This is a genomic window from Streptococcus sp. HMSC077F03, assembly GCF_001812375.1.
In the GTDB taxonomy this organism is placed as follows: Bacteria; Bacillota; Bacilli; order Lactobacillales; family Streptococcaceae; genus Streptococcus; species Streptococcus oralis_S.
Map to the genome: position 1 here is coordinate 292,601 of NZ_KV808797.1, position 11,654 is coordinate 304,254.

The following is an 11,654-nucleotide window of genomic DNA, read 5'->3' on the forward strand; positions in this document are numbered from 1 at the left end:
TATAGCCTATCTCCTCAACTGTCAATTTTTCACCCTAAATGGTAGCTTTACTCATTGAGAAATAAGAAATTGATAAAAGAGATTTCTCTATCTTCCCATTAAATTAGAAAAAGTGTTTGACAATTATCAAACACTTTTTCTTTACTTCCTACTATCTAAAAATCAAATAATAAATATAAAATAAGATTGACGGAGCATAGGGAATTGCATTATAGAAACTATGACAAAAAATGGTAAACCGAAGACTACCCGTAACTCGATAAGCGACTGCAAATAGAAGACCAAGAATACTATACATTAGGAGACTGATGGGGTCACGATGAGATAGAACTAAGTGACTAAGCCCGAAGATGAAAGAAGACAAAATCACATCCAAATAAAACTCCGACTTCGGAAAGAAGGTATTCATAAAATAACCTCTATAGATTGTCTCCTCAACAACAGGTACAATCGAAATGTTAAAGATTAAAAATATAAGACTTGATAGAGTCGTTTCTCTTCCGTTTGAGTAAAGTTCTGAAAGAAGGTCTTGGAAAATAAAGCTATTGTCAATCAATCGAATATTCTGCATTCTAAATCCATTTAGAAAAGAATAGATAAGAAAGCAAGCCACTAAGAAAGCGAGATAAGACCAGCGCCAACCCTTTTTCTCGAAGATAAAGAGCATCTTCTTCTTTTTCAACCACAAAACGAATAAAAAGAAAATAAGCAACACTTCTCCAACTAGGAAGATTATATAGCTGTCCATTCCTAAACCAAAGGTCCTAGCTAGAGTTATAGCCCCTAATGGCGTTAAATAAATGTACAGGAACATTAAAATCATACAGATTCCTAAATGTATTGTCTTTTTCATTCTTTCTCTCCTAATGGTAAACTCTCTATTAGGGCAATATAGAGGATATACCATTGATTATTTTCTTATTTATCTAGAGTATTCATATTTATCCATGCTCTATTATCAAAATAGCTAGAACAAATTGTTCTAGCTTTTAAATTTTCTTAGTATTTTCTAAAGCGTTGGTAACGTTCTTCGATAAGTTGGTCGAGTGGTAGTTCTTGCAACCTATCTAGTTCTGCACGCAATTCATTTTTAACGCAACTTAGCAGTTCTTTACTTGACAGCCCTGCTTCTGAGATTACCTTGTCTACGATTCCCATTTCTAGGAGTTCATGTGAAGTGATTTTCATCAACTCCGCCGCTTCCATAGCACGACTTCCATCCTTCCAAAGGATAGAGGCAAATCCTTCCGGGCTAAGTACGGCGTAGATTGAGTTTTCTAACATCCAGACACGGTTAGCTGCGGCTAGAGCTAGGGCCCCACCAGATCCACCTTCACCGATAATAATCGCGATGATTGGAACCTTGAGATCACTCATTTCCATCAGGTTTCGGGCGATTGCTTCACCTTGTCCACGTTCCTCGGCTCCAACACCTGGGTAAGCACCCGCCGTATTGATAAAGGTCACAACTGGACGACCAAACTTTTCTGCCTGTTTCATCAAGCGTAAGGCCTTACGATAACCTTCTGGATGAGGTTGCCCGAAATTCCGTTTGAGGTTGTCATGAAGACTCTTCCCCTTTTGGATACCAACGACAGTTACTGCTTGTTCACCTAACCAGCCAATTCCACCGATAACCGCACCATCATCGCGGAAAGAGCGATCTCCATGCAATTCGATAAACTCGTCAAAGATTCCATTGGCAAAATCAAGTGCGGTCAAACGACTCTGCTCGCGTGCCTCTCTGACTATTTTTGCAATATTCATCCGCGACTTCCTCCATGCAATCTTACTAATTTAGCAATTGTTTCAGGCAATTCTCTCCGTTTGACAATTGCATCAACAAATCCATGTTCAAGCAGAAATTCTGCCTTTTGGAAGTCATCCGGTAAGGTCTCACGAACTGTATTTTCGATAACACGACGTCCAGCAAAACCAACCAAACTCTGTGGCTCAGCTAGGATAATATCCCCTTCCATAGCAAAAGAAGCGGTCACCCCACCTGTTGTCGGATCGGTTAAAATAGTTAGGTAAAAAAGTCCTGCCTTGGAATGACGTTGAACTGCCGCAGAAATCTTAGCCATCTGCATCAAGCTCATGATTCCTTCTTGCATACGGGCTCCACCAGAAGCTGTGAAGAGAACGACTGGCAAGTTTTCTACCGTTGCATACTCAAACAAGCGCGTGATTTTTTCACCCACAACGGTTCCCATAGAAGCCATGATAAAGTTTGAATCCATGATCCCAAGGGCAACTTTTTGTCCCTTGATGCTAGCTGTACCAGTCAGTACTGCTTCATCCAAACCTGTCTTTTCACGCATACTAGCTAGTTTTTTCTGGTAGCCAGGAAAGTTTAATGGATCTTGAGTTTCAATACCCGTAAACATCTCCACAAAGGTGTCAGAATCAATCGTCAAATCCAAGCGTTCCTGAGCTGAAATACGGAAAGTATAGCTACAATGGGGACAAATTCGTTCGCTCCCAAGATCCTTTTGGTAAATGGTGTGTTTACAACCAGGACACTGGGAGAAGAGTTCATCCGGAACCTCAGGCTTGGCTTGTGGTTTCTGCCTTACGGAACGGTTAGGATTGATCCGAATATACTTATCCTTTTTACTAAATAGAGCCATAACTCCCCCTTTTAGTTCTCATACTATTTGAAAGTCTATTCTTTTTCTTGGTATTTTGGCAAGAAAGTTTCCATCAAGAAGGAAGTATCGTAGTCACCAGCGATAACTCGGTGGTCTGAAATCAGATCCAACTGGAAGTCTGCATTGGTTTGCACTCCTTCAATATCAAGTTCATAAAGTGCCCGTTGCATCTTCATTAAGGCATCAAAACGATTCTCCCCATGAACAATGATTTTAGCAATCATACTATCATAGTAAGGAGGAATGGTATAACCTGGATAGACTGCAGAGTCTACACGCAATCCAACTCCTCCACTTGGAAGGTAGAGGTTGGTAATTTTACCTGGGCTTGGAGCAAAGTTAAATGCTGGATTTTCCGCATTGATCCGGCATTCGATAGCGTGACCTCGTAGGACAATATCTTCTTGTTTGAAAGGTAAAGGTTGCCCGGCAGCAATGCGAATCTGCTCCTTCACGATATCAACACCTGAAACAAACTCTGTGACTGGGTGTTCAACTTGCACACGAGTATTCATTTCCATGAAGTAGAAATTGCCACTGGCTTCATCGAGAAGAAATTCAATCGTCCCTGCATTTTCATAGCCTACAGACTCTGCTGCACGAACGGCTGCAGCACCAATTTCATGACGAAGGGTTTTGCCAATCGCAATGGATGGGCTTTCTTCTAAGACCTTTTGGTTATTCCGTTGGAGTGAACAATCCCGTTCACCAAGATGGACAACATGACCCTCTTGATCTGCAAGAATCTGAACTTCGATATGACGAGCTGGATAAATCACACGCTCAAGATACATAGCGCCATTTCCAAAATTGGCCTTAGCTTCACTGGATGCTGTCTCAAAGGCTGCGACCAAGTCTTCTGCCTTTTCAACCTTACGAATCCCTTTTCCACCACCACCTGCCGATGCCTTAAGCATGACTGGATAGCCAATTTTTTCTGCAACTGCAAGCGCCTCTTCAGCCGTGTGAACTTCACCATCAGATCCTGGGATAACTGGAACCCCAGCCTTGATCATTTGCTCACGCGCATTGATCTTATCTCCCATGGTATCCATCACAGCACCAGAAGGGCCGATGAACTTAATCCCTACTTCATCACACATCGTGGCAAATTTGGAGTTTTCGCTAAGAAATCCAAAACCTGGATGGATGGCTTCTGCTTCTGTCAAGACCGCAGCAGACAAAATTGCATTGATATTGAGATAAGATTCTGTCGCCTTACCAGGTCCGATACAGATAGCTTCATCCGCTAGGAGTGTGTGAAGGGCTTCCTTATCAGCAGTTGAATAAACTGCCACGGTCGCAATGCCCAATTCACGCGCAGCTCGAATAATGCGAACCGCAATCTCACCACGGTTGGCAATCAAAATTTTACGAAACATGGAGATCCTCCTTAGTTTCCAATTGCAAAGGTAAGAGTACCACTCGCTGCAAGCTTACCATCTACTTCAGCCTTTGCTTCAACCACAGCAATCGTACCACGACGTTTAACAAAAGTAGCCGTCATGACTAATTGGTCACCTGGTACAACTTGCTTCTTGAACTTAACCTTATCCATGCCAGCATAGAAGACTAGTTTCCCTTTATTTTCAGGTTTGGACAATTCCAAGACACCAGCAGTCTGAGCCAAGGCCTCCATGATAAGAACACCTGGCATGACTGGGTATTGAGGAAAATGACCATTGAAGAAAGGTTCGTTGATGGTCACATTTTTAATGGCAACAATGGTATCTTCGCTCACTTCCAAGACACGATCCACTAGGAGCATGGGGTAGCGATGGGGTAGAGCTTCTTTGATTCCTTGAATATCGATCATTTGATACGTACCAATCCTTTACCGAACTCAACCATTTCTTCATTTGAAACGAGAATTTCTGTCACCACACCATCTTTAGGTGCAGGGATTTCATTCATGACTTTCATGGCTTCGATGATCACCAAAGTCTGACCTTTTTTAACACTATCTCCGACTGTGACAAAGGCAGGTTTATCTGGTCCAGCAGCCAAGTAAGCCACCCCTACAAGTGGACTTTCAACGACATCACCCTCTGGAGCAACCGTCGTTTCAGCTGGTGCTGGAGCTTCTTCCACTGCACTCTCTACTGGAGTTGAAGGGGCCGAAACTACTGGACTTGCAGCTACTGCAGCTGGCGCTGGAACAACTTGAGCTGGTGCTTCAGAAGCCATCCTTGCTTCATTCTTACTGAACTGCAATTCGTCCGTTCCGTTTTTATAAGAAAATTCTCTCAAACTTGATTGGTCAAATTGAGCCATCAAGTCCTTGATCTCATTTAAATTCATAATTATTTATTCTCCCAACGTTTGAAAGCAAGAACCGCATTGTGTCCACCAAAACCAAAAGTGTTTGAAATAGCATAAGGGATTTCCTGCTCCAAGCCTTGTCCATAAACGACATTCGCCTCGATATAGTCTGATAACTCGCTTGTCCCAGCTGTCATTGGTACATAGTTATGACGCATGGCTTCGATGGTAGCGATGGCTTCCACTGCCCCTGCAGCACCAAGCAAGTGTCCTGTAAAGGACTTGGTTGAAGATACAGGTACTTCTTTACCAAGGACAGCTACGATTGCGCCACTTTCTCCTTTTTCATTAGCAGGAGTTGAAGTTCCGTGGGCGTTGACGTAAGCCACTTGCTCTGGAGAAATTTCTGCTTCTTCCAAAGCCAACTTCATGGCCTTAATCGCACCTTGACCTTCTGGATGAGGTGAAGTCATATGGTAAGCATCACAGGTATTACCGTAGCCAACTACTTCAGCCAATATAGTTCCACCACGTTTTTCAGCATGTTCAAGGCTTTCAAGAACCAACATCCCTGAACCTTCTCCCATGACAAAACCATTACGGTCTTTGTCAAATGGAATAGAAGCACGAGTTGGATCCTCTGTAGTTGATAGGGCGGTCAAAGCTTGGAAACCAGCGATAGCAAAAGGAGTGATAGATGATTCTGATCCACCAACTAACATGACATCTTGGAAACCAAACTTGATAGAACGGAAGGCATCCCCAATGGCATCGTTTGATGAGGCACAGGCTGTATTGATTGATTTACAGATACCGTTTGCTCCGAAACGCATAGCAACATTTCCTGAAGCCATATTTGGCAAGGCTTTTGGAAGTGTCATTGGTTTAACGCGTTTTGGACCTTTTTCATGAAGACGGATAACCTGATCTTCGATTTCTTTAATTCCCCCAATACCAGAAGCAACGATGACACCAAAGCGATCTTTATCGATTGCTTCTACATCAAGATTTGCATTTGTCACCGCTTCTTGAGCCGCATACAAGGCATACAAAGAATAGTTGTCAAAACGGTTGGTATCTTTTTTGACAAAGTATTTATCAAATGGGAAATCTTGGACTTCTGCTGCATTGTGCACAGCAAATTCGCTGTGGTCAAATTTAGTGATTTCTCCAATTCCAATTTTTCCAGTTTGCAAACTATTCCAGAAGAATTTTGGAGTATTTCCAATCGGAGAGGTCAATCCGTAACCTGTTACTACAACTCGATTTAGTTTCATCTGTCTTACCTATATCTTTCCTTATTTTTTACATGCTAAGTCCGCCATCAACAGCGAGAACTTGTCCAGTTAAATAATCCTGTCCAGCCAGGAACACTGTAGCATCTGCGATATGTTCTGCTTGACCAAACTGTTTCATTGGGATTTGGGCCAATGTCGCTTCCTTGACCTTATCAGACAAAACAGCTGTCATATCTGACTCGATCATTCCTGGTGCAAGAGCATTTACGCGCACATTACGATTGGCAACTTCACGTGCAACTGACTTGGTAAAACCAATCAAACCTGCTTTAGAAGCTGCATAGTTGGCTTGTCCGATATTTCCCATCAAACCGACCACACTGGACATGTTGATGATCGCACCTTCACGTGCCTTGATCATCTGTTTCAAGACTACTTGCGTCATGTTAAAGGCACCTGTCAAGTTGATCTTAATCACTTTTTCAAAGTCTTCCTCGGTCATCTTAAGCATGAGAGTATCCTGAGTAATCCCAGCATTGTTGACCAAGACATCAACAGAACCGAGTTCTGTAACCGCTTGATCTACCATACGCTTGGCATCTGCAAAGTCTGAAACATCACCTGAAATCGGTACTACTTTGACGCCGTAGTTTGAAAACTCAGCCAGCAATTCTTCTGAGATTGCTCCTCGACTATTCAAAACTACATTAGCGCCTAGTTGGGCAAATTTGTGAGCAATGGCAAGTCCGATACCACGACTTGAACCTGTTACAAAGACATTTTTGTTTGTAAGTTGCATTCTATTTCTCCTGTTTCCTGTTGTATTTTGTGGGAGAATGGATCATTAGTTTCCTAACAAAGCATCCAAGCTTGTTTGGTCTTCAACGTTAGCTAGCTGAGCTGTTTTATCGATTTTTTTGACAAAGCCTGATAGGACCTTCCCCGGACCAATTTCAATAAAGTTGGTTACCCCAGCATCCTGCATCACAGCAATACTTTCATAAAAACGAACAGGTTCTTTGACCTGACGCGTCAAAAGCTCTTGGATTCGATCTTTTTCCATAACAGCAGCTTCCGTATTTCCGACTAGTGGGCAAGTGAAATCAGCGAAACTCACTCCTTCAAGAGCTCCAGCTAGTTGCTGACTGGCTGGCTTAAGAAGAGCTGTATGGAAAGGACCAGATACATTTAAAGGAATCAATCGTTTTGCTCCTGCTTCCTGCAAGAGTTCAACTGCGCGGTCAACCGCAGCCACCTCACCACCGATAACGATTTGGCTTGGGGTGTTGTAGTTAGCTGGAGTCACTACTCCAACTTTAGAGGCTGTTTCACAAGCTTCCTCAATCACTTCAACTGGAGTATTAAGAACGGCTACCATCTTTCCAGATCCTGCAGGTGCAGCCTCTTCCATATAAGCACCACGCTTAGCAACCAAGGCAACTGCCTCTTCGAAGTCCAAGGCACTACTTGCTACAAGAGCAGAATATTCCCCAAGAGACAATCCTGCTACCATATCCGGCTGATAACCCTTTTCTTTCAATAGTCGGTAAATAGAAACCGAAGTCGCTAAAATAGCTGGTTGCGTATAGCGAGTCTGGTTTAACTTGGTTTCTTCCTTATCAATCAAGTCACGAAGGTCATAACCCAAAACCTGACTGGCTTGGTCAATTGTTTCCTTGACGATAGGGTAGCGATCATAGAGATCACGCCCCATTCCTAGATACTGAGCTCCTTGACCCGCAAATAGAAAGGCTGTTTTAGTCATTTCTTACAACTCCTGCCCAACGAGAGGCTTCTTCTTGAATTTTTTTGGCTGCACCATAGTATAGATCTTTTAGGATTTCTTCGACAGTTTCCTCTTTAGAAACCAAACCAGCAATCTGACCTGCCATGACAGATCCACCTTCTACATCTCCATGAACAACTGCTTTAGCAAGAGCACCAGCTCCCATTTGCTCAAAGATTTCTAAATCTGGATCTTCTTGTTTAAAGGCATCCTTTTCAGCCTGTTCAAAGTCACGTGTCAACTGATTTTTAATGGCGCGAACAGCATGTCCAAAATGTTGAGCTGAAATAGTCGTATCGATATCACGCGCTTTTAAGATTTTTTCCTTGTATTTTGGATGGGCGTTAGATTCCTTAGCTACTACGAAACGCGTACCAACTTGAACAGCCTCTGCACCAAGCATAAAGCCTGCAGCGACACCTTCACCGTCGGCAATTCCTCCAGCTGCGATAACTGGAATTGAAACAGCTGCAGCAACTTGGCGAACCAAGGTCATCGTTGTTAATTTACCAATATGTCCACCGGCTTCCATTCCCTCTGCAATAACTGCATCTGCACCAATTTTTTCCATACGTTTTGCCAAAGCAACACTTGGAACAACAGGAATAACTGTAATTCCTGCATCATGGAAACGAGTCATGTATTTACTTGGATTTCCTGCACCAGTTGTAACCACCTTAACCCCTTCTTCAATCACGAGATCAACGATGTCTTCTACAAAAGGTGACAAGAGCATGATGTTGACACCAAAAGGTTTGTCCGTAAGTGATTTGATTTTATCGATATTAGCCTTTACGACCTCTTTAGGTGCATTCCCACCACCGATGATTCCTAGACCACCAGCTTTTGATACTGCACCAGCCAAGTCACCGTCTGCAACCCAGGCCATTCCTCCTTGGAAAATAGGATAATCAATGTTCAATAATTCTGTAATACGTGTTTTCATAGTGCCTCCATCATTCCTTGCTTACGTAATAGTTCGACGAGTTTATCATTTGAGTTTCAAACTATTACCTAAACAAGAGGGAGTGGGTTTCCCCTACTCCTTCTAGTAATATGTTAATTATTTTGTTTGCTCTTCAACGTAGGCAACCAAGTCACCAACTGTTTTCAAGTTATCTTCTGCTTCGATTTGGATATCGAAAGCATCTTCGATTTCAGAGATTACTTGGAACAAGTCCAATGAATCTGCATCCAAATCATCAAAAGTAGATTCAAGTGTTACTTCTGATGCGTCTTTCCCAAGTTCTTCAACGATAATTTCTTGTACTTTTTCAAATACTGCCATGATAGGACTCCTTTAAAATATAAAAAATTTATAACTATGTGTTTACCACATGATTACCTAGATTGTAAGAATGAGTGTGCCCCATGTCAAACCTCCACCGAAGCCTGATAGGAGAATCGTCTGGCTATCATCTAAACGAATCATACCATTCTCCACACACTCTGAGAGCAAAATCGGGATACTTGCTGCACTGGTATTCCCATACTCCATCATATTGGCAGGAAGTTTGTCTCGGTCAACACCGATCTTCTTAGCCATCTTATCCAAAATGCGGATATTTGCCTGATGAAGCAAGAGATAATCCAATTCCGATGCTGCGATTGGACCATTTTCAATGGTTTCTTTGATCGATCTAGCAACATCACGATTTGCAAAATCAAAAACTGCTCGTCCATCCATTTTCAAAAAAGCAGGAACTGCTTCTTGATCCGAGAAAGGAGAAGCCAAAGCCGTTTGACCATAGGTCAAACACTCGCTCCGAGAGCCATCCGTATAGAGACTTTCCACAAGGAAGTGACGTGTTTCGCTCGCTTCCAAGAGAACCCCACCAGCACCATCCCCAAAGAGAACAGCTGTCGAACGATCTGACCAATCAACTGCCTTGGATAAGGTCTCAGCCCCGATAACAATCCCTTTTTTGAACTGTCCAGAACTTAAAAACTTTTCTGCAGTTGAGAGAGCGAATACAAAGCCACTGCAAGCTGCTGTCAGATCAAAGGCGAAAGCTCTATGCGCTCCGATATTTGCCTGAACTCGAGCTGCTGTGGAAGGCATCATCGAGTCTGGGGTAATCGTCGCTACAATGATAAAATCAATCTGATCCGCTGTTAAGCTCCCTTTAGCCAACAAGCTCTTAGCTACTTCTGTCGCTAAATCACTTGTAGACTCTGTTTTTGAAATATGTCTCTGTTTAATTCCTGTCCGACTTGAAATCCACTCATCGTTTGTGTCCATGATTTGGGCTAAGTCATGATTAGTGACCACTTGCTCTGGAACATAATGAGCAACCTGGCTTATCTTTGCAAAAGCCATTATTTCAAATCCTCCAAAAATTGATAAAGGTTCGTTAAACCTCTGCCCATGACTTCTTTTTCCTCAGGGCTCATGCCATCGATGATTTTTTCAACCATAGCCTTGTGGAATCGTTTATGAAGGCGGTGAACCAAACGACCTTGCTTTGTCAAATGCAGATAGACCACGCGACGGTCTTGGTCAGAACGAATACGCTCAATATAACCTTTTCTCTCCAGGTTATTCAAACTCGTCGTCACTGTCCCAAGAGTTACCATCAGTTCTTTTGAAACCTTACTTGGCGTTGCCTCTGGGAACTTCCCAATCACATCAATCGTGTGCATTTCTTTGATGGAGATGTCTTTGAATCGACTACCTCGTAAGCTAACCTCCTCGATCACAAGGACGTTATTAAAAATAGATGTTAGATAATCATTTACTTGTTGGTAGTCCAAACTTTTTCCCTCCTCCTCAAAAAACTTTTACAATCAAAACATTTGATAAAAGAAGTATAACAAACTTCAAAAAATTGTGCAAGTATTTTTTTACATTCCTGTAAATTTTGGTCTTCTTCTTTCAGAATGCGCTCGAACCCCTTCTTTAAAGTCTTCAGTTAAAGATAACGATTCTTGTAATTCCAATTCTAATTCAGCGTAATTCTGCCAATCCTTAAATTGACTTTCCCAAACTAGCTTTTTAATCGCTGCGTATGAGTTTGCTGAACCTCTTCTTAATTTTTTTAGAACTTGTTCTCTTGTTTTTTCTAATTTGTCAACTTCACAAACACGGTATACCACGCCCCATTCTAGCGCTTTTTCAGCAGCCAAGGCTTCTCCTGTCATGGCAAGTTGTGCAGCCCGTGTTACCCCGATACTACGACTCAAGAGATGAATCCCACCAGCGTCTGGTGCCAAGCCAACTCCGACAAAGGCTTGAATGAATTTTGCCTTATCAGTCGCCAAGCAAAAATCAACTGCTACTGCCATATTTGCTGCGGCACCAGCAACCGCTCCATCTACCTCCATCAAAACAGGTTTAGGAATTTGCTTGATTTTAAAAGAAATTGTATTGACTAATTCCGCAATCTTATTCAAAGAAGGGATATCATCTTCGTCTACTGCGCGTTTCATCTCAACCAAGTCTCCCCCAACTGAAAAGACCTTCCCATTAGCGTTTATCAAGATGAACTGCACAGCTTGATCCTGCTCTGCTAGGGTCAAAGCTTCTAAAATTTCCTCACACATTGGGATATGGAAACCATTTGCCACTTCGGGACGATTCAAAGTAATGATAGCAAGATCATCTACGATCTGATATAAGATATGATTCATAGCTTCTCCTTTTCTTTTATAAGGCAATGAAATTGTTTTATCATCAAAGTATACCTTTTTTTGGATAAAGAGGCAAGGAAAAACTAA

At 42.3% G+C, this 11,654-nt stretch carries 14 protein-coding genes; all 14 read right to left on the bottom strand.

The window, feature by feature from the left end; all coding sequences use genetic code 11:
* Window positions 1-151: 151 nt before the first annotated feature.
* The 14 genes from HMPREF2853_RS08630 to HMPREF2853_RS08695 all read right to left on the bottom strand — a co-directional run bounded on the left by HMPREF2853_RS08630 (window position 152) and on the right by HMPREF2853_RS08695 (window position 11,567).
* Window positions 152-853 carry a CPBP family intramembrane glutamic endopeptidase gene (locus tag HMPREF2853_RS08630; RefSeq protein ID WP_049519393.1) on the bottom strand — a complete coding sequence of 234 codons (702 nt, stop codon included), beginning with the start codon at window positions 851-853 and terminating at the stop codon, window positions 152-154.
* A 146-nt stretch (window positions 854-999) separates the two neighbouring features.
* A complete protein-coding gene (locus tag HMPREF2853_RS08635; RefSeq protein ID WP_049489769.1) occupies window positions 1,000-1,767 on the bottom strand; it encodes an acetyl-CoA carboxylase carboxyl transferase subunit alpha in 768 nt (255 codons plus the stop codon).
* The gene (accD, locus tag HMPREF2853_RS08640; protein ID WP_001173376.1) at window positions 1,764-2,630 is read right to left on the bottom strand and encodes an acetyl-CoA carboxylase, carboxyltransferase subunit beta; all 867 of its coding nucleotides are present in this window, start codon (window positions 2,628-2,630) and stop codon (window positions 1,764-1,766) included. Before accD ends, HMPREF2853_RS08635 begins: the two co-directional genes overlap by 4 nt.
* A gap of 35 nt (window positions 2,631-2,665) precedes the next feature.
* Entirely contained in the window at window positions 2,666-4,033 is a 1,368-nt protein-coding gene (gene accC, locus HMPREF2853_RS08645) for an acetyl-CoA carboxylase biotin carboxylase subunit (RefSeq protein WP_049519395.1), read from the bottom strand.
* An 11-nt stretch (window positions 4,034-4,044) separates the two neighbouring features.
* Window positions 4,045-4,467 (bottom strand): 3-hydroxyacyl-ACP dehydratase FabZ, encoded by a 423-nt coding sequence (gene fabZ, locus HMPREF2853_RS08650; RefSeq protein WP_000565515.1) that lies wholly within the window; start codon window positions 4,465-4,467, stop codon window positions 4,045-4,047.
* Complete coding sequence (accB, locus tag HMPREF2853_RS08655; protein ID WP_049504816.1) at window positions 4,464-4,952, bottom strand: acetyl-CoA carboxylase biotin carboxyl carrier protein; 489 nt, start codon at window positions 4,950-4,952, stop codon at window positions 4,464-4,466. The genes fabZ and accB overlap by 4 nt, the downstream gene beginning before the upstream one ends.
* Window positions 4,953-4,954: 2 nt before the next feature.
* Complete coding sequence (gene fabF, locus HMPREF2853_RS08660; protein WP_070535832.1) at window positions 4,955-6,190, bottom strand: beta-ketoacyl-ACP synthase II; 1,236 nt, start codon at window positions 6,188-6,190, stop codon at window positions 4,955-4,957.
* Between the two features lie 28 nt (window positions 6,191-6,218).
* On the bottom strand, window positions 6,219-6,950 hold the full coding sequence (fabG, locus tag HMPREF2853_RS08665) for a 3-oxoacyl-[acyl-carrier-protein] reductase (protein ID WP_049501103.1): 732 nt from the start codon (window positions 6,948-6,950) through the stop codon (window positions 6,219-6,221).
* Window positions 6,951-6,995: 45 nt separating this feature from the next.
* The gene (gene fabD / locus HMPREF2853_RS08670) at window positions 6,996-7,916 is read right to left on the bottom strand and encodes an ACP S-malonyltransferase (protein ID WP_070535835.1); all 921 of its coding nucleotides are present in this window, start codon (window positions 7,914-7,916) and stop codon (window positions 6,996-6,998) included.
* Complete coding sequence (fabK, locus tag HMPREF2853_RS08675; protein ID WP_000857451.1) at window positions 7,909-8,883, bottom strand: enoyl-[acyl-carrier-protein] reductase FabK; 975 nt, start codon at window positions 8,881-8,883, stop codon at window positions 7,909-7,911. Before fabK ends, fabD begins: the two co-directional genes overlap by 8 nt.
* A gap of 117 nt (window positions 8,884-9,000) precedes the next feature.
* On the bottom strand, window positions 9,001-9,225 hold the full coding sequence (locus tag HMPREF2853_RS08680; protein WP_000257840.1) for an acyl carrier protein: 225 nt from the start codon (window positions 9,223-9,225) through the stop codon (window positions 9,001-9,003).
* A gap of 57 nt (window positions 9,226-9,282) precedes the next feature.
* Window positions 9,283-10,257, bottom strand: a complete 975-nt coding sequence (locus HMPREF2853_RS08685; protein ID WP_070535838.1) for a beta-ketoacyl-ACP synthase III — start codon at window positions 10,255-10,257, stop codon at window positions 9,283-9,285.
* Window positions 10,257-10,691 carry a fatty acid biosynthesis transcriptional regulator FabT gene (locus HMPREF2853_RS08690; RefSeq protein ID WP_000386338.1) on the bottom strand — a complete coding sequence of 145 codons (435 nt, stop codon included), beginning with the start codon at window positions 10,689-10,691 and terminating at the stop codon, window positions 10,257-10,259. The genes HMPREF2853_RS08685 and HMPREF2853_RS08690 overlap by 1 nt, the downstream gene beginning before the upstream one ends.
* 90 nt (window positions 10,692-10,781) lie before the next feature.
* A complete protein-coding gene (locus HMPREF2853_RS08695) occupies window positions 10,782-11,567 on the bottom strand; it encodes an enoyl-CoA hydratase (protein ID WP_070535841.1) in 786 nt (261 codons plus the stop codon).
* Window positions 11,568-11,654 lie beyond the last annotated feature (87 nt).

What these genes read in the sequence shown, in the direction of transcription:
- HMPREF2853_RS08630 (WP_049519393.1), bottom strand. Translation starts at nt 853, where the DNA reads ATGAAAAAGACAATACATTTAGGAATCTGTATGATTTTAATGTTCCTG.
- HMPREF2853_RS08635 (WP_049489769.1), bottom strand. Translation starts at nt 1,767, where the DNA reads ATGAATATTGCAAAAATAGTCAGAGAGGCACGCGAGCAGAGTCGTTTG.
- accD (WP_001173376.1), bottom strand. Translation starts at nt 2,630, where the DNA reads ATGGCTCTATTTAGTAAAAAGGATAAGTATATTCGGATCAATCCTAAC.
- accC (WP_049519395.1), bottom strand. Translation starts at nt 4,033, where the DNA reads ATGTTTCGTAAAATTTTGATTGCCAACCGTGGTGAGATTGCGGTTCGC.
- fabZ (WP_000565515.1), bottom strand. Translation starts at nt 4,467, where the DNA reads ATGATCGATATTCAAGGAATCAAAGAAGCTCTACCCCATCGCTACCCC.
- accB (WP_049504816.1), bottom strand. Translation starts at nt 4,952, where the DNA reads ATGAATTTAAATGAGATCAAGGACTTGATGGCTCAATTTGACCAATCA.
- fabF (WP_070535832.1), bottom strand. Translation starts at nt 6,190, where the DNA reads ATGAAACTAAATCGAGTTGTAGTAACAGGTTACGGATTGACCTCTCCG.
- fabG (WP_049501103.1), bottom strand. Translation starts at nt 6,950, where the DNA reads ATGCAACTTACAAACAAAAATGTCTTTGTAACAGGTTCAAGTCGTGGT.
- fabD (WP_070535835.1), bottom strand. Translation starts at nt 7,916, where the DNA reads ATGACTAAAACAGCCTTTCTATTTGCGGGTCAAGGAGCTCAGTATCTA.
- fabK (WP_000857451.1), bottom strand. Translation starts at nt 8,883, where the DNA reads ATGAAAACACGTATTACAGAATTATTGAACATTGATTATCCTATTTTC.
- HMPREF2853_RS08680 (WP_000257840.1), bottom strand. Translation starts at nt 9,225, where the DNA reads ATGGCAGTATTTGAAAAAGTACAAGAAATTATCGTTGAAGAACTTGGG.
- HMPREF2853_RS08685 (WP_070535838.1), bottom strand. Translation starts at nt 10,257, where the DNA reads ATGGCTTTTGCAAAGATAAGCCAGGTTGCTCATTATGTTCCAGAGCAA.
- HMPREF2853_RS08695 (WP_070535841.1), bottom strand. Translation starts at nt 11,567, where the DNA reads ATGAATCATATCTTATATCAGATCGTAGATGATCTTGCTATCATTACT.